28 protein-coding genes and 1 pseudogene are annotated in these 26210 nt (G+C 35.4%); 21 read left to right on the top strand and 8 right to left on the bottom strand.

Going from position 1 to position 26210, the window contains the following annotated elements; genetic code table 11:
• Positions 1-788 (top strand): MATE family efflux transporter (locus FYJ55_RS05705; protein WP_268234140.1); only part of this gene is annotated, 788 nt, incomplete at its 5' end.
• On the opposite strand, the gene FYJ55_RS05700 is transcribed toward FYJ55_RS05705, so the two are convergent.
• Positions 785-1540 (bottom strand): DeoR/GlpR family DNA-binding transcription regulator, encoded by a 756-nt coding sequence (locus tag FYJ55_RS05700; RefSeq protein WP_154556025.1) that lies wholly within the window; start codon positions 1538-1540, stop codon positions 785-787. The two genes, FYJ55_RS05705 and FYJ55_RS05700, sit on opposite strands and share 4 nt — an antisense overlap.
• Before the next feature lie 227 nt (positions 1541-1767).
• Here FYJ55_RS05700 and FYJ55_RS05695 point away from each other — a divergent pair, with 227 nt between their 5' ends.
• From FYJ55_RS05695 to galE, 8 genes are all read left to right on the top strand, one after another.
• Positions 1768-2088 carry a PTS lactose/cellobiose transporter subunit IIA gene (locus FYJ55_RS05695; protein ID WP_117925787.1) on the top strand — a complete coding sequence of 107 codons (321 nt, stop codon included), beginning with the start codon at positions 1768-1770 and terminating at the stop codon, positions 2086-2088.
• The gene (locus tag FYJ55_RS05690; RefSeq protein WP_154556024.1) at positions 2088-3752 is read left to right on the top strand and encodes a PTS transporter subunit EIIC; all 1665 of its coding nucleotides are present in this window, start codon (positions 2088-2090) and stop codon (positions 3750-3752) included. Before FYJ55_RS05695 ends, FYJ55_RS05690 begins: the two co-directional genes overlap by 1 nt.
• Positions 3753-3756: 4 nt before the next feature.
• Positions 3757-5157: a 6-phospho-beta-galactosidase gene (gene lacG, locus FYJ55_RS05685; RefSeq protein WP_117925791.1), complete on the top strand. Its 1401-nt coding sequence runs from the start codon at positions 3757-3759 to the stop codon at positions 5155-5157.
• A gap of 2 nt (positions 5158-5159) precedes the next feature.
• Complete coding sequence (locus tag FYJ55_RS05680; protein ID WP_154556023.1) at positions 5160-5816, top strand: HAD family hydrolase; 657 nt, start codon at positions 5160-5162, stop codon at positions 5814-5816.
• A 319-nt stretch (positions 5817-6135) separates the two neighbouring features.
• Positions 6136-7599, top strand: coding sequence for a UDP-glucose--hexose-1-phosphate uridylyltransferase (locus FYJ55_RS05675; protein ID WP_195836676.1), 1464 nt, complete (start codon positions 6136-6138; stop codon positions 7597-7599).
• Positions 7593-8606: an aldose epimerase family protein gene (locus FYJ55_RS05670; protein WP_154556022.1), complete on the top strand. Its 1014-nt coding sequence runs from the start codon at positions 7593-7595 to the stop codon at positions 8604-8606. Before FYJ55_RS05675 ends, FYJ55_RS05670 begins: the two co-directional genes overlap by 7 nt.
• The gene (locus tag FYJ55_RS05665; protein WP_154556021.1) at positions 8603-9883 is read left to right on the top strand and encodes a galactokinase; all 1281 of its coding nucleotides are present in this window, start codon (positions 8603-8605) and stop codon (positions 9881-9883) included. Before FYJ55_RS05670 ends, FYJ55_RS05665 begins: the two co-directional genes overlap by 4 nt.
• Positions 9883-10884 (top strand): UDP-glucose 4-epimerase GalE, encoded by a 1002-nt coding sequence (galE, locus tag FYJ55_RS05660; RefSeq protein ID WP_154556020.1) that lies wholly within the window; start codon positions 9883-9885, stop codon positions 10882-10884. Before FYJ55_RS05665 ends, galE begins: the two co-directional genes overlap by 1 nt.
• 31 nt (positions 10885-10915) lie before the next feature.
• On the opposite strand, the gene FYJ55_RS05655 is transcribed toward galE, so the two are convergent.
• Both FYJ55_RS05655 and FYJ55_RS05650 read right to left on the bottom strand, forming a co-directional pair.
• Positions 10916-11410, bottom strand: a complete 495-nt coding sequence (locus tag FYJ55_RS05655) for a metallophosphoesterase family protein (RefSeq protein WP_154556019.1) — start codon at positions 11408-11410, stop codon at positions 10916-10918.
• The gene (locus FYJ55_RS05650) at positions 11398-12273 is read right to left on the bottom strand and encodes a beta-1,6-N-acetylglucosaminyltransferase (RefSeq protein ID WP_154556018.1); all 876 of its coding nucleotides are present in this window, start codon (positions 12271-12273) and stop codon (positions 11398-11400) included. Before FYJ55_RS05650 ends, FYJ55_RS05655 begins: the two co-directional genes overlap by 13 nt.
• Positions 12274-12329: 56 nt before the next feature.
• Between FYJ55_RS05650 and hflX the strand changes: the two genes are divergently transcribed.
• Positions 12330-13556 (top strand): GTPase HflX, encoded by a 1227-nt coding sequence (hflX, locus tag FYJ55_RS05645; RefSeq protein ID WP_154556017.1) that lies wholly within the window; start codon positions 12330-12332, stop codon positions 13554-13556.
• A gap of 16 nt (positions 13557-13572) precedes the next feature.
• On the opposite strand, the gene FYJ55_RS05640 is transcribed toward hflX, so the two are convergent.
• Genes FYJ55_RS05640 through deoC form a run of 4 tightly spaced genes read right to left on the bottom strand, consistent with a single transcriptional unit; the run spans position 13573 to position 16481 of the window.
• Positions 13573-13989, bottom strand: a complete 417-nt coding sequence (locus FYJ55_RS05640; protein ID WP_229771107.1) for a C-GCAxxG-C-C family (seleno)protein — start codon at positions 13987-13989, stop codon at positions 13573-13575.
• Positions 13990-14011: 22 nt separating this feature from the next.
• Positions 14012-14884 (bottom strand): SDR family oxidoreductase, encoded by an 873-nt coding sequence (locus FYJ55_RS05635; RefSeq protein ID WP_154556015.1) that lies wholly within the window; start codon positions 14882-14884, stop codon positions 14012-14014.
• A gap of 3 nt (positions 14885-14887) precedes the next feature.
• Entirely contained in the window at positions 14888-15805 is a 918-nt protein-coding gene (locus tag FYJ55_RS05630; RefSeq protein WP_154556014.1) for a type I phosphomannose isomerase catalytic subunit, read from the bottom strand.
• A 1-nt stretch (position 15806) separates the two neighbouring features.
• On the bottom strand, positions 15807-16481 hold the full coding sequence (deoC, locus tag FYJ55_RS05625) for a deoxyribose-phosphate aldolase (RefSeq protein WP_154556013.1): 675 nt from the start codon (positions 16479-16481) through the stop codon (positions 15807-15809).
• Between the two features lie 125 nt (positions 16482-16606).
• On the opposite strand from deoC, the gene FYJ55_RS05620 reads away from it, so the two are divergent.
• The 6 genes from FYJ55_RS05620 (at position 16607) to FYJ55_RS05595 (ending at position 22342) form a co-directional block, all read left to right on the top strand.
• Positions 16607-17191, top strand: coding sequence for a GNAT family N-acetyltransferase (locus FYJ55_RS05620; protein ID WP_154556012.1), 585 nt, complete (start codon positions 16607-16609; stop codon positions 17189-17191).
• A gap of 34 nt (positions 17192-17225) precedes the next feature.
• Positions 17226-17651 (top strand): N-acetyltransferase, encoded by a 426-nt coding sequence (locus FYJ55_RS05615; RefSeq protein WP_154556011.1) that lies wholly within the window; start codon positions 17226-17228, stop codon positions 17649-17651.
• A 27-nt stretch (positions 17652-17678) separates the two neighbouring features.
• A complete protein-coding gene (locus FYJ55_RS05610) occupies positions 17679-18119 on the top strand; it encodes a GNAT family N-acetyltransferase (RefSeq protein WP_229771106.1) in 441 nt (146 codons plus the stop codon).
• Positions 18120-18406: 287 nt separating this feature from the next.
• Positions 18407-18787: a TnpV protein gene (locus FYJ55_RS05605; protein ID WP_326831845.1), complete on the top strand. Its 381-nt coding sequence runs from the start codon at positions 18407-18409 to the stop codon at positions 18785-18787.
• A gap of 280 nt (positions 18788-19067) precedes the next feature.
• Positions 19068-19673, top strand: coding sequence for a TetR/AcrR family transcriptional regulator (locus FYJ55_RS05600; RefSeq protein ID WP_154556008.1), 606 nt, complete (start codon positions 19068-19070; stop codon positions 19671-19673).
• A 35-nt stretch (positions 19674-19708) separates the two neighbouring features.
• On the top strand, positions 19709-22342 hold the full coding sequence (locus FYJ55_RS05595) for a leucine-rich repeat protein (protein WP_154556007.1): 2634 nt from the start codon (positions 19709-19711) through the stop codon (positions 22340-22342).
• A 210-nt stretch (positions 22343-22552) separates the two neighbouring features.
• Here the strand turns inward: FYJ55_RS05595 and FYJ55_RS05590 are convergent, their stop codons facing one another.
• Positions 22553-22918: a hypothetical protein gene (locus FYJ55_RS05590; RefSeq protein ID WP_229771105.1), complete on the bottom strand. Its 366-nt coding sequence runs from the start codon at positions 22916-22918 to the stop codon at positions 22553-22555.
• Between the two features lie 243 nt (positions 22919-23161).
• Between FYJ55_RS05590 and FYJ55_RS05585 the strand changes: the two genes are divergently transcribed.
• The 5 genes and pseudogenes from FYJ55_RS05585 to htpG all read left to right on the top strand — a co-directional run.
• Positions 23162-23350 carry a GyrI-like domain-containing protein gene (locus tag FYJ55_RS05585; protein WP_229771104.1) on the top strand — a complete coding sequence of 63 codons (189 nt, stop codon included), beginning with the start codon at positions 23162-23164 and terminating at the stop codon, positions 23348-23350.
• 30 nt (positions 23351-23380) lie between these two features.
• Positions 23381-23563: a hypothetical protein gene (locus FYJ55_RS11060; RefSeq protein WP_229771103.1), complete on the top strand. Its 183-nt coding sequence runs from the start codon at positions 23381-23383 to the stop codon at positions 23561-23563.
• Positions 23533-23994 (top strand): class I SAM-dependent methyltransferase, encoded by a 462-nt coding sequence (locus FYJ55_RS05580; RefSeq protein WP_229771102.1) that lies wholly within the window; start codon positions 23533-23535, stop codon positions 23992-23994. The genes FYJ55_RS11060 and FYJ55_RS05580 overlap by 31 nt, the downstream gene beginning before the upstream one ends.
• Before the next feature lie 47 nt (positions 23995-24041).
• Positions 24042-24845: an ElyC/SanA/YdcF family protein gene (locus FYJ55_RS05575; RefSeq protein WP_154556005.1), complete on the top strand. Its 804-nt coding sequence runs from the start codon at positions 24042-24044 to the stop codon at positions 24843-24845.
• A 153-nt stretch (positions 24846-24998) separates the two neighbouring features.
• A pseudogene (htpG, locus tag FYJ55_RS05570) lies at positions 24999-26084 on the top strand (molecular chaperone HtpG); the annotation flags it as partial.
• Positions 26085-26210 lie beyond the last annotated feature (126 nt).

The raw sequence follows: 26210 nt of genomic DNA, 5'->3' as shown, positions 1-26210 counted from the left end.
TAGGTGTTGCTGGTGTGGGTATTGCGACAACCTTGGCACAACTCGTTTCTGCCATTTTAGTCATGCATGAATTGATGCATACAGATAAAGAGTATAAGGTATATATTTCTAAGATTCGTTTTTCAAAGCCCATTCTATCAAGAATTATTTCAATAGGAATTCCGGCAGCCCTCCAAAATAGTATTGTTTCTTTTTCCAATGTGATTGTTCAATCGTACATTTCTAAATTTGGATCGGCTGCTGTTGCAGGGTATAGTACAACGACAAAACTAGATGGTTTCTTGCAGCTTCCAATTCAAAGTTTCTCGATGGCTATCACAACGTTTGTGGGACAGAATTATGGGGCTCAAAACTATAAGCGTGTAAGAAAAGGCTTATATACAACATTATTGATGTGTGAAGTAATCATCGCATTAGGAGCCTTCTTGATTTATACAAATGGAGAGTTCTTAGTCGGATTATTCTCACAAGATAAAGATGTGATTGTAGCTGGTGTGACTATGATTTCTGTCTTTGCGCCTGGCTACATCTTCCTTCCTCTATCCCATATTACGGCAGGTGCTTTAAGAGGTGTTGGATTATCTAAAGTACCAATGTATTCGATGATTTTATGTTTCGTTATTTTAAGACAAGTCTATTTATTTGTCGCAACACAATTTAGTTCGGAATTAATTACTGTATTCTTGGGATGGCCACTGACATGGATTGTAAATGCGGCACTATTGATGGGGTATTATCATATATATTCAAAGAAATTAGTTAGAGGCGATATTTTGACTTCCTTTTAAACTGTCATAATTTGTACATATTGTTTGTAGTGTGATAAAACTTCATCATCAATGGTGTTGTCGGTAATTAAAGTGTCAAAGTTAAATAGATCATAATAAATGTAGAAGTCGGCACGGTTGAATTTCTTGTTGTCAGCCAATAGATATTTATTTTTAGAATTATCTAATGCGATCTGTTGCGATTCACCTTCCTCTAATGAATAGGTTGTGATGGATGAATTGTAGATTCCGTTACAACTGATAAAGGCTTTATTATATTTTAATTTACCCAATACTAAATTTGTGATAGGACCCACAAATGTATTTGTGTTATCTCTGTAATCACCGCCAGTTAGTATGACTTCAGTAGGAGCGTGATTCACTAATATATTAAATACGGCAAGGCTATTTGTGATAACACGAATGTTTCTGCCTGTGAGTTGTTCAGCCAAAAATTGAACGGTTGTACCAGGACCTAAAAAAATAGATTCTCCTTCTGAAATAAGAGTTGCTGCTTTATGGGCAATTCGTTTTTTTTCTTCAATTTGCACAGACGATTTTTCAATGTGACTTAATTCGTGGTCCATTGAAAAAGAAAGGCTTTGTGCACCACCATGAACTCTAAGTAATTTTCCGGATTTTTCTAATTCATCCAAATCTCTTCTTGCGGTCATATCCGACACACCTAATTCATCCATGATTTCTTGAATGGTAATGATTCCATTTTGATTTACTTTATGTGCAATTTTTACTAAACGTTCTTTTTTTAACATATTGATATCCTCTTCTATGTTAGACGATATCATTTCAAATATATTTAGTCAACATAATACAAACAAAAACAAACACTTTTTATTAAAATGTTACTTAAACATTACATAAATGTTTTAAAATGTTTGAAAAAGTGATAAAAAGTGTTTGAATGTGTTGACAAATGATTGGAAAACGCTTACACTAATGATGTAAACGATAAGGCCACATCGTAAAAGGAGAAAAGAAAATGACTAAAGATGAGTTAAGTATGGTTGGATTTGAAATAGTTGCATATTCAGGAGATGCAAGAAGTACATTGTTATCATTGTTGAAAGAAATGCGTGCGGGTAATTTTGAACATGTTGAGGAGAAATTAAAAGAAGCCGATGAAAATATTAATTTAGCACACCAGTCTCAAACAAAGATCTTACAACAAGAGGCTAGAGGAGAAGACATGGAAATGGGATTCATTTTCATTCATGGGCAAGATCACTTGATGACAACGATTTTATTGCGCGATATTGTAGATGATTTTATTAATTTATATGAAGAAAGAGGAAATAAATAATGTTAAACGGGGTTATTAAGCAAATTGAAAAAGGAAAACCTTTCTTTGATAAGATTGCACAAAATATTTATTTAGGGGCTGTTCGTGATGGTTTCTTAACTGCAATGCCAGCCATTCTATTCTCAAGTGTATTTATTCTAGCTGCATCGATTCCAGAAATCTTTGGAATTGTATTACCAGCTACAGTATCTGACTGGTTATGGAAAGTATATAACTATTCAATGGGTGTTGTTGGTTTGTTGGTTGCGGCTACTACAGCTCGTTGTTTAGCTGAAAGTATGAACCGTAGAATGCCTAAAAACAAAGTCATTAATACAACAAGTGTTATGTTGGCAAGTATTGTTGGATTTATGTTGTTAGCTGTTTCAAATGTAGATGGTGGTATCTCAACTACATATTTAGGAACAAAAGGTTTACTAGCATCATTTGTTTCTGCATTCATTACAGTAAATATGTATAAATTTTGTGTTATTAAAGATGTTACAATTCACATGCCAAAAGAAGTGCCGGGTACTATTTCTCAAATGTTTAGAGATGTATTCCCATTCTCATTCTCAGTTTTAGTATGTGTATTGATTGATGTGGCATGTAGAACTGCATTTAATTATACTTTTGCCGAAGCTATTATCACATTGCTTCAACCATTATTTACTGCTGCCGATGGATATTTAGGAATCTGTATTATTTGGGGTGCTATGGCATTGTTCTGGTTTGTAGGTGTACACGGACCAAGTATTGTAGAACCAGCTATTGCAGCTATTATTTATGCTAACGTAGATGCAAACTTAGCGTTATTCAAAGCTGGTGAACAAGCCTCTAACGTATTAACTGTAGGACTTGGAAACTTCGTAGGAACAATGGGAGGAACTGGAGCTACCCTTGTAGTACCATTCTTATTCATGTTGTTCGCAAAATCAAAACAATTAAAAGCTGTTGGTAAGACAACATTTGTTCCAGTATGTTTTGCGGTAAATGAACCATTGTTATTCGCTACACCAATTGTATTGAATCCATATTTCTTCATTCCATTCTTGATTACTCCAATGATCAACGTATCGTTGTTCAAATTCTTTGTGGACGTATTAAAAATGAATTCATTCATCTACGTATTACCATGGGCAACACCAGCTCCAATTGGATTGATCTTAGGTACAGGAATTAGTTTATTAGCTGTTGTATTAGCTGTTGTATTAATTGTTGTAGATGGAATTGTTTACTTGCCATTTATTAAGGCGTATGATGCAACTTTATTAGAAGAAGAAAAAGAAAAAGAAGAATTAGATGCTTTAGAAGAACAAGTTGAAAAAGAAGAAGCTAAAGAAGTTCAACCTTTAAGTTTAAATAAAAATATTAATGTATTAGTATTATGTGTAGGTGCTGGAACATCAGCAATGTTTGCAAATGCCGTTAAAGAAGGAGCAGAAATTGAAAACTTACCAATTGATGCAACCGCAAGTGCATATGGTTCGCATTATGATATTTTGAAAGATTATGACATTGTTGTATTATCACCACAAGTACAATCGCATTTAGAAGAAGTACGACAAGATGCTTCTAAATACGGTACTAAAGTTGTCGCAACAAAAGGTGCACAATATATTAAATTAACGCGTGATCCAAAGGGTGCCGTTGAATTTATTTGTGAACAAGTAAAGGAAGGATAAATGTATGAAATTTTCGGATGATTTTATTTTCGGAGGTGCTACTGCCGCTTATCAATGCGAAGGTAGCACTCTAGAATACGGTAAAGGAAAAGTATCTTGGGATGATTTTCTTGCCAAGCAAGGACGTTTTAAAGCGGATCCAGCCAGTGATTTCTATCATCAATATGGACAAGATTTAAAACTATGTAATATGTTTGGTATCAATGGAATTCGTATCTCTATATCTTGGGCTAGAATCTTTCCGGAAGGAACTGGAAGAATCAACCAGGAAGGGGTTGATTTCTATCATAGAGTATTTCAAGAATGTCATAAAAATCATGTAGAGCCATTTGTGACATTGCATCATTTTGATACTCCAGACACACTTTACCAAAAAGGCGATTTTTTAAATCGAGATACAATCGATGCTTTCGTAGAATTTTCAAAATATTGTTTTGAAGAATACAAAAACGAAGTAACATATTGGTTTACATTCAATGAAATCTGGGCTGTGGCCACTAACACATATATTGAGGGAACTTTCCCAAATGGCGAAAAATACAATATGACGAAAGCATTCCAGATCATGCATAATATGATGGTGGCACATGCCTTGGCTGTGTTGGAATACAAAAAGGCAGGATATAATGGAAAGATTGGTGTTGTACAGTCTTTGGAATATAAATATCCATTTGATGAAAACAATTTGGATGATATCCAGGCTGCTAAAAATGAAGATGTGCTTCAAAATCAATTCTTGTTGGATGCAACATTTAAAGGATATTATTCAACAGAAACAATGGAAATTGTGAATCGTTTAGTCAGCATCAATAATGGTACGCTAGAATTGTTAGATGAAGATTTTGATGTATTGAAACAAGCTGCACTATTAAATGACTACATGGGTATGAATTATTATCAATCTCGTTTTATTCAACATTACGAAGGAGAAAATGATATTCATCATAATGGAACAGGAGAGAAGGGAACTTCTAGATTCTGTTTAAAAAATGTAGGACGAAGAATGGAAAAGGAAGGCATTCCACGTACGGACTGGGATTGGTTGATTCATCCAGAAAGTATGTTTGATATGCTAGTACGTATTCGCCAACAATATCCAAACTATAAAGCAATCTATATCACAGAAAATGGTATGGGATATAAAGATGATTTTGAAGATGGAATCATTGATGATGAACCACGTATTGACTTTATTAGAAGACACTTAGAATTCACATTAAAGGCAATTGAAGCAGGAGTTAATGTAAAAGGATATTTTGTCTGGTCACTAATGGACATGTTCTCATGGACAAATGGCTATAATAAGCGTTATGGCTTGTTCTATGTAGATTACGAAACACAGAAGAGATATCCAAAGGCAAGTGCATATTGGTACAAACGTGTTTCTGAAACTAAAGAGGTTTAATAATGCATAAATATAAAGGCGTAATATTTGATTTTAATGGAACTTTATTTTTTGACAATCCAAAACATATTTTGGCATGGTCAAAAATATCACAAGATATTCGTCATCATGGAATTGATGAAGAAGAACTTCATGAACACATTAATGGTGTACCAAACAATAAAGTTGTTGAATATATGTTTGGTGGGAAGTGTGATCCATCCGAAATGGAAAAATATTCGCAGTTAAAAGAAGAATATTATCGCCAATTTTGTAAAGAGGATCAGGCAACATTTCATTTAGTAAAGGGAGCTGAAGAATATTTTGATTATTTAAAAGAATCAAATATTCCATTCACAATCGCATCTGCATCTATCAAGCCTAATATTGATTTCTTTGTCGAATCGTTTCATTTAGACCAATGGATTGAGCCATCTAGGATTGTCTATGATGATGGAACGTATGAAAACAAGATCGCAATGTTTAAAAAGGCAGCTCATAATATTGGAGTGGAAATTCAAGATTGTCTGATTATCGAAGATAGTGTTAGTGGGATTACAAATGCTTATAAAGCAGGATGTCACAATATAGTCGTTGTGGATTCTGCCAATAAAAAAGAAGAATACGAAAAGCTTCCTGGAGTTGTACATGTGATTGATTCTTTTGAAAATTTTAAATAAGAGCCATTCATACCAGAATGGCTTTTTGTATAAATAAAACATCAAATAAACAAAAACAAACAAGTAATCATTGTTTGAAACCTAAATCCAACATCTATGTTAAAATTGTTGTTTGAATATGTTGATACAGATAAAGAAAACGTTTACACTAAAACAGAATAGGCAAATCTTAAATTTGTAACCATATCTGCATAATATTGATGAGGAGCCGTATATAAATAAATGAACAATTGATCATTATTTTTGTGGATAGTGTTGCAGGAAAAGGGATTTGGCTGTAAAAAAAATGATTGATTTTGGTTATATGGAAGGAGAACAAATGAACACAAAAATTAACCAGTTATTAGAGTATGCTTTAATGAATGGAATGATCGAGAAATATGATTATGATTATTCTGCAAATTTATTGATTGATCTATTTGGCATCCAAGAATTTAAAAGAGAAGAAGTAGAAGACTGTTCTATCTATGAGATTTTAGATTTCATGTTAGATTATGCGGTTGAAAAAGGTATGATTCAAAATACTGTAACTGAAAGAGATTTGCTAGATACGCGCATTATGAATTGTGTAATGCCTAGACCTAGTGAAGTAGTCAATACTTTTAATGATCTATATTCTTTGAATCCTAAAGATGCAACAGATTACTTCTATAAGTTGAGTATGGATTCAAACTATATCCGTAAATCAAGAATTGATAAGAATATCAGTTTTGCACATTTCTGTAAGTATGGTGATATTCAGATCACAATCAACTTGTCAAAACCAGAAAAGGATCCTAAGGAAATTGCTAAAGCTAAAAATGCCGTAAGTACTTCATATCCTGCATGTTTATTATGTAAGGAAAATGTCGGTTTTGCCGGAAACTTAAATCATCCAGCTAGACAAACACATCGTATTATTCCATTAGATTTAAATGGACATACATACAATTTACAATATTCACCATATGTGTACTACAATGAGCACTGTATTGTATTTAATAGTGAACATACGCCAATGAAGATGGATCGTTCTACATTTGAGCATTTATTCGCATTTATTGACAAATTCCCACACTATATGATTGGAAGCAATGCAGATCTTCCTATCGTTGGTGGATCGATTTTAAGTCATGATCACTATCAAGGTGGAAGACACCATTTCCCAATGGAAGACGCAAAAGTTGTTAAGAGCTATACATATAAGGATGTACAAGTGGATATGCTTTACTGGCCATTATCTACATTAAGATTAACATCTGAATCAAAAGATTCTATATTAGATCTAGCTACTAAAATCTTTGAAACATGGTGTACATACAGTGATGAAAGTTTAGATATTATTGCCAATGAAGATGGTGTTCGTCACAATACAGTAACGCCAATTGTTAGAAAGAAAGATGGCGAATATCAAATGGATGTAGTTTTACGAAATAATCGTACTACAGAAGAATATCCATTAGGTATCTTCCATCCTCACTCAGAACATCACCATATCAAAAAAGAAAATATTGGTTTGATTGAAGTGATGGGATTGGCCATTTTGCCTGCACGATTAAAAACAGAGTTAGAACAAATTAAATTATGTTTATCTGGAAAAGCAGATTTTGATTCTTATCCAGAACTTGAAAAACACAAAGACTGGTATGAATACTTGAAGACATGTTCTTATACAAATGTGGATACATTCATGGAAATGGAAGTCACAAAGAAATTCGTATCTGTATTAGAGAATGCCGGTGTATATAAAATGGATGATGAAGGATTGAACGGCTTTAGCCGTTTTGTAAAGACATTATGGTAGAGGTAAAAGAAAGATTAGAGAATGGAATTGATGTATTATCGATTTCAAATTCACATTTAACTGTAGAAGTTACAAACTTTGGTTGTACTCTTTTAAAGATTGTAACGAAAGATAAGAATGATCAAGACTGTGATTGTATTTTAGGATTTGAACATGTTGAAGATTATCAAAAACGAGATGGAACCTATTTAAATGCCTTAGTTGGACGAGTATGTAATCGTATTGAAAAAGGTACATTCACAATGAATGGTACAGAATATCATCTGCCTATTAATAATGGACCAAATTCACTACATGGAGGTATTGAGGGATTCTCTTATAAAGTATTTGATTATTCTTTAATTGAAGATGGCGTTAAATTCCACTATGTTTCAAAAGATGGAGAAGAAGGCTATCCTGGAACATTAGATTTCTATGCGATCTATTGGTTGGATGGTGCAAGTTTGCATATTCAATATAGTGGAGTCAGTGACAAGGATACTTTGATCAATATCACAAACCATGGCTATTTCAATTTAAATGGACATGCATCGAATATTGATGATCACATGTTACGAATTTCAGCATCTAAATTTGGCTGCGTTGATCCAGATGGATTATATACAGGTGAATTAAGAAATGTTAAAGATACGGCATTTGATTTTAATACAGAAAAAAGAATTGGAGATTCTATTCATGCAGAGGATGAACAATTAATTAGTGCAAGAGGATATGATCATCCATATGTATTTGATACTAAAGAAAATCAAGTCTGTTTATATAGTCCATTAAGTGGTATTGAACTAAAAGTATCCACAACATACCCAACAGCACAAATCTATAGTGCCAACTACTTAGATGGACAGACAGATAAATATGGTAAGATTATGCATCCACAAGATGGATTGTGTATTGAAACAAGCTATATCGCCGATTCGATTCATAAAGAAGAGAATCCAAAAGTTTTATTAAAAGCAGGACAAGTATTTGAAGAAGAAACAACATATACATTCGAGGTAAGAAAATGAAAACAACAGAAATTAAAGAACAAGTAGTATCCGGTAAATATGATGCATTGATTGAAGATCTATATGCAGATCCAAGTTTATTGGACTATCAAAAACAACGTTATGCTGCTGCATTAGATAAATACCAAACATTATTTGGAGATGATGAAGTGAGCATTTATAGTGCTGCTGGAAGAAGTGAAATTTCAGGAAATCATACAGACCACCAACATGGTTGTGTGCTTGCAGGATCCATCAATTTAGATGCGATTGGAATTGTATCTAAACAGGATAACGTAATCAAAGTGATTTCTGATGACTTTGACATCAAACCAATTGATTTGAATGATTTAGACAAAAAAGAAGATGAACTAGGAACAAGTGAAGCCTTGATTCGTGGTGTAGTTTCTAAATTAAAAGAATTAGGCTATAACGTAGGTGGATTCAAAGCTTTCATCACGAGTGATGTATTAATGGGGGCTGGACTATCAAGTTCTGCAGCATTCGAATCTATTATTGGTACAATTATTGATGGATTATATAATGATATGAAAATTGATATGGTTACGATTGCCAAAGTGGGTCAATATGCAGAAAATGTATATTTTGGAAAACCATGTGGATTGATGGATCAATGTGCATGTGCTGTAGGTGGACTTATTTCCATTGACTTTAAAGATACTTCAAACCCAATTGTAAATAGTGTGAATGTTGATTTCTCAAAATATGATCACAGTTTATGTATTGTAGATACAAAGGGAAGTCATGCCGATTTAACAGATGCCTATGGTGCTGTACCACAAGAAATGAAAGAAGTTGCTCACTATTTTGGTAAGGAAGTTCTTCGCGAAGTGGATGAAGATGAGTTCTATGCAAATATCGCAAACTTAAGAACGGCTTTAAATAATGATCGTGCAATCTTAAGAGCTATTCATTTCTTCAATGAAAATAGACGTGTATATACATGTGTAGAAAGATTGAACAAGGATGATTTTGAAGGTTTCAAGACATTGATTCAAGAATCAGGAAATTCAAGTTACAAATTCCTTCAAACTGTATATGCAGACTTTGACTATAAGAACCAGGCTGTATCTTTAGGTTTAGCTATGTCTGAAATGATTTTAAAAGATCATGGCGTATGTCGTGTTCATGGTGGAGGTTTTGCCGGAACGATTCAAGCCTTTGTTGAAAATAGTTATGTAGAAACATATAAAGAAGAAATTGAAAAAGTATTTGGAAAGGGAAGCTGCCACATTTTAAAAGTAAGAAAACTAGGTGGTTGCAAGGTTATTGACTAATGAATATTTTAGTAACAGGTGGTACTGGATATATTGGTAGTCATATTTGTGTTGAATTATTAGAAAGTGGTCATGATGTTGTCGTGATTGATGATTTCTCAAATTCAAAACCAGATGTGTTGGAATCGATTTATAAAATTACAGGAAAACATGTTAAGTTTTATGAATTCAATGTGTTAGATGAAGAAAAAACAGAGTCTGTATTTAAGGATAATAAATTGGATGCGGTGATTCATTGTTGTGCATTTAAAGCAGTTGGTGAAAGTGTTCAAAAACCAATTGAGTATTATACAAATAACTTGATGACTACTTTAGTAGTTGCCAAAATGATGAAAAAGTATCATGTTCCAAGTATTGTGTTTAGTTCAAGTGCGACTGTATATGGAGATCCTGAAGTGGTTCCTTTAACAGAAGACTGTAAGCTTGGTGTTACAACCAATCCTTATGGAGCTACAAAGGCGATGATGGAAAGAATCTTAACAGATGTGCAGTTTGCCAACCCAGAAATGAGTGTAACTTTACTTCGTTATTTCAATCCTATTGGAGCGCATGAGTCGGGTTTGATTGGAGAAAATCCAAAGGGAATTCCAAATAACTTGATGCCATATATTATGAAAGTGGCAACGGGTGAACTTCCAGAACTTGGTGTATTTGGGGATGATTATGATACACCAGATGGAACGGGTGTTCGTGACTATATTCATGTGGTTGACTTGGCTAAAGGTCATGTATTAGCAATTGAAAAATACAATACGCCGGGTGTGCATATTTGTAACTTGGGAACAGGAAAAGGATATAGTGTATTAGATATTGTGCATGCCTTTGAAAGAGTGAATGGAATCAAGATTCCTTATGTCATCAAACCAAGACGTCCAGGTGATATTGCGACATGTTATGCAGATCCGACTCGTGCTAAGGAACAGCTTGGCTGGGTGGCTGAAAAGAACTTGGATGATATGTGTAGAGACACATGGAATTTCGCAAAACAGTTTATTAAATAAATGAAAACAGGCAGCCAATGATTTGGCTGCCTTATTCAATGAAGCATTGATATTGGTTTAAGAAAGTTTCTACATTAATTCGAACTACTTTATATGTGACTTTCTTATCGATTGTTAGAATAATATAAGATCCATGCCAATCATCTCTAGGTAAAGTGATTGAGCCTGGATTTAAAATCAGACAATTGTTGTAGATTTGTTCTTTGACTAAATGCGTATGTCCATAAAGATAGATATCGGGATGATGTTGATCGATATCTTTTTTTATTTCGTCCAAACCTTTATCTCCATGTGAGAAATGGATGCGTTTGTCTAAAACAGTTAATCTTTGGTATTTAGGTAAATCTAATGTATCATTATTTCCTTTAACACATATAAAGTTATTTAAATCATTAATGCTTGTAGTTTGTGAATCTCCTAAATGAATAAATTTTACATTGTCTTTATAGAGTGAAGAATAGATGTGATAAAGAATTTTTAGGATATTTTGATTCCCGTGATTATCCGAAACGATTATGATTCGCATGTGTAAGCATCAAAATAGTCTTCATAAACTTGAAGATTATCTTCACTGTGAGCTAGAGCTGCGAAATATGTAGAATCATTGATCGCATCCAATTCTACATTTTCCATTGGTTGTTGCAGAGTATATTCACCATTTTTACCAACTGCCCAGATGTTTTCATTGTGATGATCTACATTTGAGAATTTATGTAACATCGTCGCAATAGCCATTTCTTCTGGATATAAACACATTTTAAATGTATTTGAACAGTAGGCTAGATTGTCTGCCAAAGCTTTAGCACTTTCGTGCGTTAGTATAAACCAAGGATAGCTGATATAGATTGTGTCCTCAATTTCACGTTTTTTAAAGGAATGAACAAGGCTGGATGTCATTTTATTCATGGCACGAATGGTTTTTGATTTTTGGAAATCATAAGAGTTTGTAAAGAAGGCATAGTTTTCAAATCTTTTCTTTACTTCTTCATTTTCATCTGAGTTATCCACTTCATAATAGATATCTTCGTCTTCATGTGCTTCTAAATATTCTACAAGTTGTGCTTTTGATTTTGTAGGGATCATACCATCTGTCATTATGATGAATCGATCATATGTAAAAGATCCATCTTCTTTTTCAAATTCCAAAGCATCTTTCATCAATACAATAAAGCCTCTAGGTAGTGACATATCGGCTGGAAGGGCAGTTTGTTGGTGGTGAGCCACATGTAAATTTGGTGTATCACAATAGGATAGAATCAAATCATCACGTAAATCATCATCGTTTACCATCAAGTAAACATCATCGCCTTGGTTGATTAATACATCCAGGTTTTCTGTTATTTCTTCAAAATTTTTTTTCATATAGTGCATTAAATAAGCAATTTTCATGGAATTCACCTCATGGAATATTATAACATTTTAGCATCGTATGATAAAATACATTTATGGAAAAAGCAATATTGATTGGTGTACAAACATACACAAGCCATTCTTTTGAAGAAAGAATGGAGGAAATGAAAGAATTAGCTCTAGCCTGTGATATTGAAATTTGCATGAGTATATCACAGAATTTGGAGCATCCCCATAAAAAGTATTATATGAATCCTGGTAAGATTGAAGAGGTCAAACGCATTCTTGAAGATCAAGAATGTAGTATGGTTCTTGTATTAGAGGCTATTTCGCCTTCTGTACAAAGAAATTTATCAGATTTTTTTGATTGTGAAGTCATGGACAAAAGTGCTTTGATTTTAGAAATCTTTGCGTCTCGTGCTAAGACAAAAGAGAGCATGCTTCAGGTTGAATGTGCAAGACTAAAATATTTATTGCCAAGACTTCAAGGCAGCTATAAACATATGGATAGACAGCGTGGTGGTTCTAGAAACAAGGGAACAGGAGAAAAGAAAATTGAACTGGATGCGCGAAGAATTGAAGGTAAAATTCATTTTGTGGAAAAAGAATTAAATAAGATTCATACGCAAAGAAGCGTACAGCGTAATCAGCGTAAAAAAGGTATGGTTAAAAGTGTAACTCTTACGGGTTATACCAATGCAGGCAAATCAAGTATTATGAATGGGTTTGTGAATGAAGATAAGTCGGTATTTGAGAAGGATATGTTGTTTGCGACTTTGACAACTTCAACACGTCAAATTGAAACAGAGAACCATAATGTATTTACTTTAAGTGATACAGTTGGCTTTATTAGTGATTTACCGCACAGTTTAGTACAAGCCTTTCATTCTACACTTGAAGAAGCTGTGGTTTCGGATTTGATCTTAAAAGTCGTGGATATTTCAAATGAACATAAGGATAGCAAACTGCAGGTTTGTGAAGAAACATTAAAAGAAATTGGATGTGAAAAAGTTCCCTACTTGTATGTCTTTAACAAGTGTGATCAGACAAATATTGAATATCCAAAACGTGTAGAGGATCGCATTTATATTTGTGCTAAGGAAAAGACGAGTATTGAGTTTTTAAAGCAGGAAATTGAAAAGGAATTATTTCATATGGAAACTTTACATGTCGTGATTCCTTATGAGAAGGTCAGTGTACTTGATTATATTTATACCAATGGTAAGGTGCATAGACAAGAATATAATGAGGATGGTATTGAGGTTGATTTTAGTATTCAACAAGATTTGATTCATCGTGTAGACAGGTTATTACGAATATAAGAAAAGAGGAAGAATCCTATAATAGGTGTTCTTCCTCCATTGTTTTTTCTAGAGCTTTTGCCGCTAATAAACAAGTGTTCATACATTTGATGTTTGGATCCGTACTATGATGTACAGGTTTGATGTGTGCGCAATCTAAACTGCCTAATAGTTCTTTAAAGTTACGTGTATGTTTTTGAATCAATGGTCTTAATTCTGGTAACATTTCATGTGCTTTTGTCTTACATACTATTTTTGATAGGGCAGCAATCGATCCGACTAATGCACCGCATGTACTTCCAATAAACATGCCGCCACCAAATCCAGCCATCATTTTCATGTCTTCCTCTGAAATATCTAATTGATACGTTTCATTGCAGGCATGAAGTAGTGTTTCTGAACAGTTATATCCGCTTTGGTAATATTTTTTAACGTTTTCCTCAAGTATAGTCATAAATAGCCTCCTACAAGCTATTTTAACTTTTCTTCCATCCAAAATCCATTAGAATTTCATTTACATCTTCTTCAAATGTCGCAAAATGAATTCCAAGACTTTCTAGTTTTTCACTATCTAAACGATAATCTCTGAATCGATCTTGGTAGCGTTCGTTGTTTGGTAAAATGATTTCTTCAATGAGTTCATCACTTGCACCTAAAGCTTTAGCTACAAATTTTGCGGATTCATATGTGGTCATCGTGTTCTTGGATGCCACATGATAAATGCCTGGTTCAAGTTCTGTGATTTTATCAAATTGTGTTGCCAAATGCTTCGCATATGTCATGCCACGTTTTTCATGCACAGTAAATAATGTTGGAGTATGGCTGATTAGCGCATTCATAACATTTTTTATAATGCTTGGACTTGCCTTGATGCCTGGATAGCTTAGTCCCATCATCCATGTAAAGCGTAAGATAATCGCATCATCCAATTGTTTTTGAATCAACTCTTCGCATTCGATTTTATTTTGTCCATATACAGTCACAGCACTTAATGGTTCGTCTTCTTTAAAAGGACCACGATTTTCTTTTCCATTGAAGGCTTGTTCGGTTGAACAAAAAATCAATTTAGCACCTTTTTCTTTACAACAATCAATGATCGCTTGTGTACTTTCTACGTTGATTTTATGAACTAAATCTGGATGTTCATTACAGAAGGCTGTAGTTGCATTGGCAGCAGTGTGAAAACAAATGTCAAAATCTTGAGAAGCTACAAATTTTTTTACGTCTTCAGGATTTGTAAGGTCTGCATCCTTTCTTGTCATGCAGATCCAGTTAAATTTATCTTTTTGATACGCTTTTACTAAGCTTGCGATATAGCCATTGGCTCCGGTAACTAAAATGGTTTTCATAAATTAGTCCTTTCTAGGATTTGACACTAATAGGTGTGCTCCTTGTTTGATTGTGATTTTTTTGGATGCGAATGGTACAAATAGACTGTCATATTGTGGTAATACAATTTCTTCATTGTTCCATACGATCGTACAATCTGAATCAATATTGGATAGAATCATGTAATGTTCATCACAAGTTAGATTCATATCAGAATCAGCATAAACTTCATCTACAGTAAAATTAGGACAATCTCCAATTCGGTGTGTTTCATGTTTTTGTGGAACAAAAGTAGGTTTTAAATTGAAGTTTGTGACATCAAAAGATTCTTTAACGTGTAAAGGACGCGTTTTTCCATCTTTTCCTTTACGGTTGTAGTCATAGAAACGATAGGTTGTGTTCGAGTTTGTACCAACTTCTAAAGCTAAGATGTCTTTTCCTAGGGCATGAAGCATACCGCTAGGAATAATAATGTAGTCTCCTTTATGCACTTCGACTTTATTAAGATATTTTTCAACATTGTTGTTCATTAAGGCATTTTTAATTTCATCTGCATCATTGATTGTTGTTCCGGCAACTAGAGTAGCGCCTGGTTTGGCATCTAGAATATACCAGCTTTCATATTTTCCGTAATCATTGGAGTGTTCTAGGGCGTAATCATCTTCAGGATGAACTTGAATGCTTAAAGCATCCTTTGTATCTAGATAAGCCAATCGTAAAGTTTCGTGAAGCGTATATCCTTTACCTAATACTTCATCCGGATTTTCTTGAATCATTTCCATTAAGGTTTTATTCGTTCCAATAATTTTGTTTGAACAATAAGGGTGGGCACTGACTTCCCACCAAGTTCCATAGTCTTCATCGATGCCTCTAGCTTTAGAAATGTGGTTGGTTCCCCATATTGTGTAATCATGAATGGGTTCTAATAAAAATGGTTTCATGTTATTTTGCCTCGGCTTCAAATTCTTCTAAGATTTTTAGGGATGAGCTTGTTCCAATTCTTTGTGCACCTGCATCAATCATGGCTTTACATGTTTTCCAATCACGAATGCCTCCAGCCGCTTTAACTTTCACTTGTCCTTCTACGGTTTCAACCATTAATTGAACATCTTCTAAAGTGGCTCCACCAGTTCCAAAGCCTGTGCTTGTTTTAATGAAGTCTGGTTTTACTTCTTTGGCAATTAAAGCAACTTGTTTGATTTCATCTTTTTCTAAATAACAATTTTCAAAGATAACTTTTGAAATGACGTTATGTTCTCTACAAATCGAAACAATACTTTCCATTTCTTTTTTAATGTAGTCCCAGTGGTGCATTTTCGCTTGTCCAATATCAATGACATAATCGATTTCGTCGGCTCCATCTTCAATCGCAATCTTTGTTTCGGCAATCTTAGATGCTAGACCGGCTTGTCCTAAAGGAAAGCTAATGGCAGCTCCTACATGTACGTTTGTTCCTTTTAATTGTTCTTTACAGAATTTAGTCCAAGTTGTATTGATCGCAACCATAGCGGCTCCGATTTCTTTTGCCTCATTACATAATTTAGTAAGATCAGCTTCAGTGGCATATGGTTTTAAAAATGTGTGGTCAAAATAATTTGCGAGTTGTGTTTTGTTCATAATTGATTACCTCTTTCTCTTTTACGGTTTCATTCTAGAACGTAAAAAAAGAGAAGTCAAGCAAATGTTATAACATTAAAAAAACGCACGATTATGATATACTTATTCTAGAAATGGAGAATTATATGACAGTACTAGATACAAGTATACCTTATGAAAAAGTATTGATGGTCATGGCACGTAAGACCATTCGTAAAGAAATCGAATTAAATCAAGAATTTCATTATGTTGAATTTGATGAATCATTAAAAGAAGCTTGGTGTAAGCTACAAACTGAGGTTTGTTTATTTGAAAATATAGAAGAGGCAAGAAAGAAATGGGATAGTATGCTTACTAGAGATAAGGATTTTTTTTCTAAACATTTCTTGTTTGTCGCAAATGAAAATAATGAACTCGTTGGCAGTGCAGGACTTTGGTTTGGAAATGATTTTGAAGAAAGTAGGCTTCGCATTCATTATGTAGCGGTAAGTTTATCGGCTCAACATAAAAAGATTGCGCAGGCCATGCTTACAAAACTTTGTATGATGTACGATACAATTCCAAGTAAGTATCCACTATATTTGGCAACCCAATCGCAAAGTTATGGTGCCATCAAATTATATTCAAGACTTGGTTTTACACCGTATTTAGGGGCTTATAAGGGCTGTACAGAACAAAAGAGTAAGAATGCGTGGCAAAATGTCACAGAGATCCTGCGTTGCAAAGCTTAATTGATAAATCACAATTTGTAAAAGGGCCATTTAAATGATTAGAGAATTACAAAATGCAGATATAAATAAAGTTACAGATATATGGTTAGATACGAATGTGACAGCACATTCTTTTATTTCTAAACAATATTGGCAAAATAATTTTGAATTAATGAAGGAATTGCTTTTGCAGGAAACTGTTTATGTTTATGAGCAGAATCAAGAAATACAGGGATTTATAGGTCTAAATGAAGAATATATTGAGGGTATTTTTGTTTCAAATGAAATGCAGTCGCATGGCATAGGAAAAGCTCTTCTAAATTATGCAAAAAATAAACGAAATAAATTATTTTTGAATGTATATCAAAAGAATATACGGGCAATAGCCTTTTATCAAAGAGAAGGATTTGAGATTCAGCATAGCGGCTTTGATGAAGCTACCAAAGAAAAAGAATATGTAATGAAATGGCAACAGAAATAGAATTAGAGATTTATGGAGAAAATTGTTATGTGCAAAAGTATTCAGATTAAAGAGGAGAGAATTTCTACAATTGAATATATTGAATTTTTAAAGCGTACGGATCTAGGATCACAGTATCCGAAGGAAAGATTTGAAGAAAGAATAGCAAAGCTGGTTGATTATGTATCAATCAGTCTTGTTGCTAGAAACAAGGATAATCAAATTGTCGGCGTCTTATTTGGATTGACCGACTATGCCTATTGGCTTTATATAACAGATTTAGGTGTGGACAGAGACTATTTACATCAAGGAATTGGCACGGAATTGATTAAGACAGCACATTCTTTAGCAGGTGGTAAAAATGATATTGCGGTATATTTGGTTGCGAATGAAAATGCCATTGCATTTTACGAAAAATTAGGAATGAAAAAAGCAAATGATGTGATGGAATATAATCACATAGAATGGACACCTTTCACTGTAAAGTAATCAACGTAATGTAATAGATAAATCCGAATTTGAATTACTATAAATTATGACCTCTTAACAGAGGTTACAGGTTATCAATAAAATCCTCCAAACACCTTGCAAATAAAGGATTTTTCGCAGTGTGCTCACCTTATTCCTTTATACGATTTCACTTTTGTTTATGCTTTCCTTGTAACCTCATAAGGGAAAAATTGAGGGAAGAAAAAACTCGTAACACGACATAACAAATTGTGGCAATTGGGAACCTGTGATGTATGTGCGAATGTATTATTTTGGAGGATTACATAGTGGAAAAGTACATTTATAACGAGCAAAACGGTCTTTGGTATGAGTTGCAGGGTGATTTTTACATTCCTTGTTTGGAATTACCCGTTGAAAAAGAAGAACGACATATCGGCATATGGGGACATCGACATCTGCGATATATTCGGGAGTATAAAAAGGTACTTTACACGGATTTGCTGATAAACGGCAAGCAGCAATCTTACCTTGCTGATGTTGAGGAACAGGCACAGGAACTGTTTGACCGCCTGATGAAGCAACGGGCGGAGCATGAGGGGATTACCGAAACACTGAAAGCTGAAAACCAAATGGAATGGGTCGGCAGAATGGGTGCACTGTGGTCAGCGGTTACGGAAACTTTAAATACGGAGGTAATCTTTGTATGAGAAAGCAGACATATTATCTTTACCTCACAGCTGAAGAACGGAAGTATATTTTAAATGCTCTGCTTTCCTGCCGCAACAAACGGGTTGCACAGGGCAGATATACGGATGCGGTGAATGAGGTTATGATAAAGTTACAAAAATAGACTTCGGCGGCAGGGAGAAATCCCTGCCGTTTTCACATAGAATGATTCAGGTTCTTGCATTACCTCTTGAAAAATCAAAGTAAAACCAGTATAATGTAAACGACCGTTCATTTATTTATGGAGGGGAGGGAAAGAGTATGCGCACTGTGAATGAAGAAGCCCGCAGAGCAAAGGAAATCGAGATTATGGAAGCGTGCTTTGACTGCTATGCGGAAAACGGATTCACCTCTGTCGGTGTAAAAACGATTGCAAAGGCCTGCGATTGCAGTGTTGCGACACTGTATCAGTATTTTGACAATCTCGACGACCTTATCGTTAAGTCCACCGAATACTGTATGAGCAAGGTGGAAGATGATTTTATGGCGAAAGCCCCCACCGACGTAGATGACCTTTGGCGGTTTATAGACGAGATACCGTATTGGACAGCAAAAAAGCACGGCAAGAAATATCGACTGATGTATCAAATCTACACTCATCCGAAATACAGGGAATACGGTCAGAAGTTCTTTAAGGGTGTCGATGAACGATATACGGAATACGCAAAGAGCTTAGAGCCAAAGCTGGGGATTCCCCACGAAAAGCTGACACCTCTGATTTTCATTCTGATAAGAGCCTGTGTACACTACGCACTGTTTGAGGATGAATTCTACTTGAAATCACAGATAGCCGTGCTGAAGGAAGCCCTTGAACTTTTTATAATGAAATACAACCTGAAAGCAATGTCGGGTACTGTTACAGAATAAGTTAAATAAAAAATATTTTTTTGGGAGGAATATCAATGAAAAAACGAATTTTGAGCATGGTATTGGCAATAGTTATGCTCGTTACAATGCTTCCTGTCGTTGTGCTGGCAGCAGAGCCAACAGATGCAAGTTACTTCAATTTTGATATAACTACCGGCACAATTATCAAACTAAATGACACTTCTATTACAGAAGTAGTTATCCCGGAAAGTATTGACGGTGTTCCGGTGACAGCAATTGGCGCTAGTGCGTTTAGGGACTGTACAAACCTAACAAGTATCACCATCCCGAACAGCGTGACATCAATTGGCGAGCTTACATTTTATGGATGTAGCAGCCTAACAAGTATCACCATTCCGAACGGTGTGACATCAATTGGCTATGGTACGTTTCAAGGCTGTACTGGCCTTACAAGTATTACCATTCCGAACGGTGTGAAATCAATTGGCGTTTCTGCGTTTCAAGACTGTACTAAGCTGACAAGTATCACCATTCCGGACAATGTGACATCAATTAATGGATCTGCGTTTAAAGGCTGTACAAGCCTGACAAGTATCACCATTCCGAACAGTGTGAAATCAATTGGCTCGTATGCGTTTAAAGGCTGTACAAGCCTGAAAAGTATTACCATTCCGAACAGTGTGACATCAATTAACCCGGAAACGTTTATAAACTGTAAAAGCCTTGAAAGTATCACCATTCCGAACGGTGTGACCTCAATTGGCGTTTCTGCGTTTCAAGGTTGTACAAGCCTGACAAGTATCACCATTCCGGACAGTATGACATCAATTGGCGTTGATGCGTTTAGGGACTGTACAAGCCTGACAAGTATCACCATTCCGGACAGTGTGACATCAATTGGCAATTTTACGTTTTGTGGATGTAGCAGCCTTGAAAGTATCACCATTCCGAACAGTGTGACATCAATTGGCTATGGTACGTTTCAAGGCTGTACTGGCCTTACAAGTATTACCATTCCGAACGGTGTGACATCAATTAATGGATCTGCGTTTAAAGGTTGTACAAGCCTGACAAGTATCACCATTCCGAAAAGCGTGAAATCAATTGGCGTAAGTGCGTTTGAAGGCTGTACAAGCCTGACAAGTATCACAATTCCGAAAAGCGTGAAATCAATTTTCGCTAATGCGTGTTATGGCTGTAGTATGCTGAAAGATGTTTATTATCTCGGTACGAGAGAAGAATGGGCTACAATAACAATCTATTCTCCTAATAATGACCTTACTGATAAAGTGAGATGTATAGGAGATATAACTCAAGGTTTTTCTTTTACACAACCGGGTAACCTGACATATGATGGAAAAGCAAAAGAAGCAACGGTCACGAAAACCAATGAGGATTATGGTGATTTCACTATAAAATATTATGATCAAAACGACCAAGTATATACAACAGGTCCAGTTGACGCCGGAACCTATACGGTTAAAATCGATATTGAGGAAAGCAGTAAGTATTCGGCGGTATCCGATTATGAGGTTGGCCGATTTACGATCCTGCAGGCTGAAAACAGCTTCACAATCGACCTTTCAATAGAGGACTGGACTTACGGGGATCAACCAAAAGCCCCGACTGCTGCAGCAAAATTCGGTACGCCAACATACAGTTATTCAACCGAAGAAGATGGTACATATACAACGGATCAGCCGACAAATGCCGGAACATACTGGGTAAAAGCTACGGTTGACGAAACGAAGAACTATACAGGACTTGAGGCAAAAAAACAGTTCAGAATTTTGCAGAAATATACCGTTACCTACGCCGCCGGCAGTAACGGGAGCGGTAATGTAACGGCAGGAAGCAAAACTCAGGATGTTGCTTTTACACTCAGTTCGGATACCTTTACCCATGCAGGTTATGAACAGACAGGATGGTCTACTTCAGACGGAGGGGAAAAGGTTTACGAATTAGGCGGAAGCTATACCGCAAATGAAGATATCACCCTTTACCCTGTATGGAGCGACATTACCAAACCGACAGGCGAAATCAGCATCGGCACAAAAAGTTGGAAAACATTTCTCAACAATATTACCTTCGGTCTGTTCTTTAAGGATACACAGACGGTAACAATTACTGCAAGCGACAACAGCGGCAAAGATGTTACAATAGAATATCTGTTAAGCGATAAGGAATTGGACGAAACGGAACTTGCAAGTGCAACCTTTACCGCATACACCGAGGTGTTTAGTATCAACCCCGGTAACAAGTATGTTATTTATGCAAAGCTGACCGACACAAGCGGCAATGTAGCATACATTAATTCCGAGGGCATTGTGCTTGATAGCATTGCTCCCGTAATTTCCGGCGTTGAAAACGGCAAGACCTACTGTGAAGCACAGACGGTTACCGTTACGGAAGAATATATTGAAAGTGTGAAAGTAAACGGCACAGAGGTTACACTCGATGCAAACAATCAGTTTACGCTGAATCCGGCAGAGGGTACACAGACAATCGTTGTTACCGACAAAGCAAAGAATGAAACTACAATAACCATAACATTTACCGTGAATGCGAAAGCAGTAGTAGATAACGATACGAAGTCTCCTCAGACCGGAGATAACAGCCATATGGCATTGTGGATTGCACTTCTCTTGGTGAGCGGAGCAGGCGTAATCGGAACAATGGTTTACGGTAAGAAGAAAAAAGCAAAATAAAATCATATCAGTGTGCTTATCACACTTACAACAGTCCCTCCTGTCAGATACAAACTGACAGGAGGTTTTTTTATGAAATTGGATAAGCATTTAAAGGATATATGGAATTCCGCAAGGCAGAGGTTCTGCCCTGTGGTGTCGTGTTCGGTGTCAAAGTTATCTTTCTCTGTCTTGGGACTTCTTTCGTGTTCTTTGCTGTTTGCCCTCTGACTATAAGTGCCTGAGCCTGTCTCGGACACTTTCTTTTTCGAGCGGTCTATTGGGCTTTTCTTTCTCCTTAATTTGCTGCTCCCACTCGGCAAGGTCACGGTTGTACTGATCCACTACGGCTTCTGCCTTGCGGTAGGTTGCCATAAAAACTTGCACGTCGGGATAACCGTCTGCTTTCAGTGTGTCGGGAATTTTGTCCAGTTTATCAGCGATTTCCCTTTCGGTCTGCTGTATCTGTATCTCTAACGCTTTACGCTCCTTACCCTTGAAGATGCCCTTTGTTTCGGCAAGCTGCTGCTTAAGCTCCGGCAGAACCTTATCCTGCAAGTGATTGATTTCTTTTACCTTATCCTGCAATTTAATCATCAGATTACGCATATTGACGGAGGAACAGCAACAGAAAATTGCGGTGTAATTTTCTCTGTATCAATAGAGGGTTGCAATACCCGATATTGATACAGGATCCTCTGCAGGGGCGAAATATCCGGAGTACAAATCTTCAGATTTGTGCGAGGGGTGTATTTCGCTTTCAAACGTCGAGGGCTCCCCGAACGGGTTACTCTACCTTTCGGACATCATCCTGACACAGTAGGTTTCTGTGTTCAAATCATGCACTTAGGATCTTTTGATGATGAACCAGCTACAGTTGCACTTATGGATGAATATTTAAAACAAAATGGATATGCGAATGATATGAATAGTCAAAGATTACATCATGAAATATATTTGTCGGATGCAAGAAAGGTTGCATCAGAAAAATGGAAAACAGTCATTCGACATCCTATAAGAAAGATTTAGATAAATCAGAAGTTATGGTGGGGAGTAAATATGCTAGATAAAAAAGAGTTTGATCTTTGGGCAGATGGTTACGACAAAATTGTCGGCATTTCGGATGAGAAAAACACATATCCTTTTGCTGGGTACAAAAAGGTACTTGGATTCATTTTTCAGACTATAATGAAAACTGAAAATGCTAATTTTTGGATATTGGGTTCGGGACAGGTACATTAACAACAAAGCTATATGAGCAAGAGTGTTCCATATATGGACAGGACTTTTCATCTAGGATGATTGAGTTGACATCTGAGAAAATGCCCAATGCACATTTATATCAGGGAGACTTTTCAAAAGAGCTTGTCGAATCATTGCAAAATTTTTGTTATGATTATATTGTTGCGACATACTCTTTGCATCATTTGACGGATGATCAAAAGAAAGATTTCTTTCTAGAATTGCGTAATCACTTAAAGGAAAACGGCAAAATTATAATCGGCGATGTTGCCTTTGAAACACGAAAGGATTTAGAACATTGCAAATTGAAGGCGGGATATATATGGGATAATGATGAAATCTACTTTGTCGTTGAGAAACTGAGAAAAGATTTTCCAGGTCTTTCCTTTACGAAAATGTCCGGTTGCGCAGGTGTCCTGGTTTTGGAATGACAACTTCCAGTTTGTCATTGTAGATAGTTTTGAAAGGAAGTGTTAATATGGATTGTAATGTTGCAGAAAATATAAATATACTCGCAAAGTTTTTGGGAACAAGAGATATTGATGCGTTAAATCAAGAAGAGTTATTTAAACGATATGGAATTCATCAGGTGGATGTGATGGTTTTATTTGGTGGTAGTATTCTTGAAGGTGGCGATGTTTTAGCTAGTGGAATTAAAAACTTCGTTGCGAAAAAATATATTATTGTTGGTGGAGCAGGACATACAACAGATACACTACGTCAGGTTGTTCATTTAGAATATCCAGATATTGAGACAACAGATTTATCAGAAGCAGAAATATTTCAAAAGTATATTAAACATGTATATGGATGCAAGGCGGATTATCTAGAAACCAAGTCTACAAATTGTGGCAATAATATTACGTATCTTTTGGATTTATTGAAAGAAAACAATATTTCGTTTAAAAGTATCATTCTAAGTCAGGATGCTTCTATGCAAAGGCGTATGGTGGCAGGATTAAAAAAATATGTCAAGGATGATGTGACAATCATTAATTATGCCTCATATTGCGTAAGTGTATTGAAGCAGAATGATGAATTGGTTTATGAAGAAGATTTACATGGCATGTGGACGATTAATAGATATGTCAATCTATTAATGGGAGAAATTCCTAGACTTTCAGATGATGCGAATGGCTATGGTCCGAATGGAAAGAATTATATTGCGCATGTGGATATTCCCGAACATGTGAAAATAGCTTTTGAAGAATTGAAGATGGTTTTTGGAAGTGAAACAAGAGAAGCAAATCCATTGTATGCATCAAAAGTAATTAAAAAATAGTTAACAGTATTATTTGAAAAGTGGGTAAAGAAGATAAGAATTCGTTTAGTCGAATTCTTTTTGTCATTTAGCACACAGGTGTTGACACTGCTAAAAAGGTGTTGTATAGTATTAGCAGGCAAAATATTAGAGTGCTAATGAAGGAGTGGTATTATGGCTAAGAAAAAACAGTTTAAAGCAGAGTCAAAACGTTTATTGGATTTGATGATCAATTCCATTTATACGCACAAGGAAATCTTCTTACGTGAGCTTGTATCGAACGCGAGTGACGCGATTGATAAATATTATTATGAAAGTCAAGGCCATGCGGATGCAAGTCAATTTGAGATTCGTATAGAACCAAACAAGGAAGCTCGTACTTTAACAATTTCGGATACTGGTATTGGTATGTCTAAGGAAGAGTTAGAGGAAAACTTGGGTACAATTGCGAAGAGTGGTTCTTTGGCTTTTAAAGAGGAAATGAAGAAAAAAGAAGAAAACAACGATGAAGATGTAGATATCATTGGTCAATTTGGTGTTGGATTCTATTCTGCATTTATGGTCGCAAAAGATGTTCGTGTTATTACGAAAAAAGCAGGTAGTGATGAAGCTTATGAATGGGTAAGTGCTGGTGAAGATGGTTATGAAATCACACCTTGCACAAAGGAAACAAATGGTACAACAATCATTTTAACTTTAAAAGAAGATACAGATGAAGAAAAATATTCTCAATATTTAGAGACATATGAGTTAAAAGAATTGATTAAGAAATATTCAGACTATATTCGTTATCCAATCAAGATGAATGTAGAAACTCAGAAGATGAAAGAGGGTACTGAGGAAAGTGAAAAGCCTGAATATGAAACCGTGGTTGAAGATCAGACTTTAAACTCAATGGTTCCTTTATGGAAACGTCAAAAATCGAAGATTACAGATGAAGAATACAATCAATTCTACAAGGATCATTTCTATGATTATCAAGATCCTCAAAAAGTGATTCATTTTAGTGTTGAGGGAAATACTAGCTTTACAGCCTTACTTTATATTCCATCACACTTACCTCAAGGATTCTATTCACAAGACTATAAGAAAGGTCTTCAACTATATTGTAGAGGCGTATTCATTATGGATCATGCCGAAGAATTATTGCCAGATTCATTGCGTTTTGTGAAAGGTCTAGTGGATTCTCAAGATTTATCTTTAAATATTTCTCGTGAAATGCTTCAACATGATCATCAATTAAAATTGATTGCGGGTCGTGGTACTACGTCAAGAAAAAGGACTCATAAAATAGATAAATTTTAAATTCTAATGTTTTGAATAATAATTATTCTCATATTGATTTGGTGATTCATAACCGCAATGGCTATGGATTCGTATCGTGTT

Source organism: Holdemanella porci (genome assembly GCF_009696075.1).
In the GTDB taxonomy this organism is placed as follows: domain Bacteria; phylum Bacillota_I; class Bacilli_A; order Erysipelotrichales; family Erysipelotrichaceae; genus Holdemanella; species Holdemanella porci.
Note: the sequence above shows the minus strand (reverse complement) of the source record. Positions and strands in the feature narration are given on the sequence as shown.

What these genes read in the sequence shown, in the direction of transcription:
- FYJ55_RS05615 (WP_154556011.1), top strand. Translation starts at nt 17,226, where the DNA reads ATGATTAGAGAATTACAAAATGCAGATATAAATAAAGTTACAGATATA.
- FYJ55_RS05610 (WP_229771106.1), top strand. Translation starts at nt 17,679, where the DNA reads ATGTGCAAAAGTATTCAGATTAAAGAGGAGAGAATTTCTACAATTGAA.
- FYJ55_RS05635 (WP_154556015.1), bottom strand. Translation starts at nt 14,884, where the DNA reads ATGAAAACCATTTTAGTTACCGGAGCCAATGGCTATATCGCAAGCTTA.
- FYJ55_RS05680 (WP_154556023.1), top strand. Translation starts at nt 5,160, where the DNA reads ATGCATAAATATAAAGGCGTAATATTTGATTTTAATGGAACTTTATTT.
- FYJ55_RS05690 (WP_154556024.1), top strand. Translation starts at nt 2,088, where the DNA reads ATGTTAAACGGGGTTATTAAGCAAATTGAAAAAGGAAAACCTTTCTTT.
- FYJ55_RS05650 (WP_154556018.1), bottom strand. Translation starts at nt 12,273, where the DNA reads ATGAAAATTGCTTATTTAATGCACTATATGAAAAAAAATTTTGAAGAA.
- FYJ55_RS05620 (WP_154556012.1), top strand. Translation starts at nt 16,607, where the DNA reads ATGACAGTACTAGATACAAGTATACCTTATGAAAAAGTATTGATGGTC.
- hflX (WP_154556017.1), top strand. Translation starts at nt 12,330, where the DNA reads ATGGAAAAAGCAATATTGATTGGTGTACAAACATACACAAGCCATTCT.
- FYJ55_RS05600 (WP_154556008.1), top strand. Translation starts at nt 19,068, where the DNA reads ATGCGCACTGTGAATGAAGAAGCCCGCAGAGCAAAGGAAATCGAGATT.
- galE (WP_154556020.1), top strand. Translation starts at nt 9,883, where the DNA reads ATGAATATTTTAGTAACAGGTGGTACTGGATATATTGGTAGTCATATT.
- FYJ55_RS05640 (WP_229771107.1), bottom strand. Translation starts at nt 13,989, where the DNA reads ATGACTATACTTGAGGAAAACGTTAAAAAATATTACCAAAGCGGATAT.
- FYJ55_RS05670 (WP_154556022.1), top strand. Translation starts at nt 7,593, where the DNA reads ATGGTAGAGGTAAAAGAAAGATTAGAGAATGGAATTGATGTATTATCG.
- FYJ55_RS05675 (WP_195836676.1), top strand. Translation starts at nt 6,136, where the DNA reads ATGAACACAAAAATTAACCAGTTATTAGAGTATGCTTTAATGAATGGA.
- FYJ55_RS05695 (WP_117925787.1), top strand. Translation starts at nt 1,768, where the DNA reads ATGACTAAAGATGAGTTAAGTATGGTTGGATTTGAAATAGTTGCATAT.
- lacG (WP_117925791.1), top strand. Translation starts at nt 3,757, where the DNA reads ATGAAATTTTCGGATGATTTTATTTTCGGAGGTGCTACTGCCGCTTAT.
- FYJ55_RS05575 (WP_154556005.1), top strand. Translation starts at nt 24,042, where the DNA reads ATGGATTGTAATGTTGCAGAAAATATAAATATACTCGCAAAGTTTTTG.
- FYJ55_RS05700 (WP_154556025.1), bottom strand. Translation starts at nt 1,540, where the DNA reads ATGTTAAAAAAAGAACGTTTAGTAAAAATTGCACATAAAGTAAATCAA.
- deoC (WP_154556013.1), bottom strand. Translation starts at nt 16,481, where the DNA reads ATGAACAAAACACAACTCGCAAATTATTTTGACCACACATTTTTAAAA.
- FYJ55_RS11060 (WP_229771103.1), top strand. Translation starts at nt 23,381, where the DNA reads ATGCTAGATAAAAAAGAGTTTGATCTTTGGGCAGATGGTTACGACAAA.
- FYJ55_RS05585 (WP_229771104.1), top strand. Translation starts at nt 23,162, where the DNA reads ATGCACTTAGGATCTTTTGATGATGAACCAGCTACAGTTGCACTTATG.
- FYJ55_RS05665 (WP_154556021.1), top strand. Translation starts at nt 8,603, where the DNA reads ATGAAAACAACAGAAATTAAAGAACAAGTAGTATCCGGTAAATATGAT.
- FYJ55_RS05630 (WP_154556014.1), bottom strand. Translation starts at nt 15,805, where the DNA reads ATGAAACCATTTTTATTAGAACCCATTCATGATTACACAATATGGGGA.
- FYJ55_RS05595 (WP_154556007.1), top strand. Translation starts at nt 19,709, where the DNA reads ATGAAAAAACGAATTTTGAGCATGGTATTGGCAATAGTTATGCTCGTT.
- FYJ55_RS05590 (WP_229771105.1), bottom strand. Translation starts at nt 22,918, where the DNA reads ATGATTAAATTGCAGGATAAGGTAAAAGAAATCAATCACTTGCAGGAT.
- FYJ55_RS05655 (WP_154556019.1), bottom strand. Translation starts at nt 11,410, where the DNA reads ATGCGAATCATAATCGTTTCGGATAATCACGGGAATCAAAATATCCTA.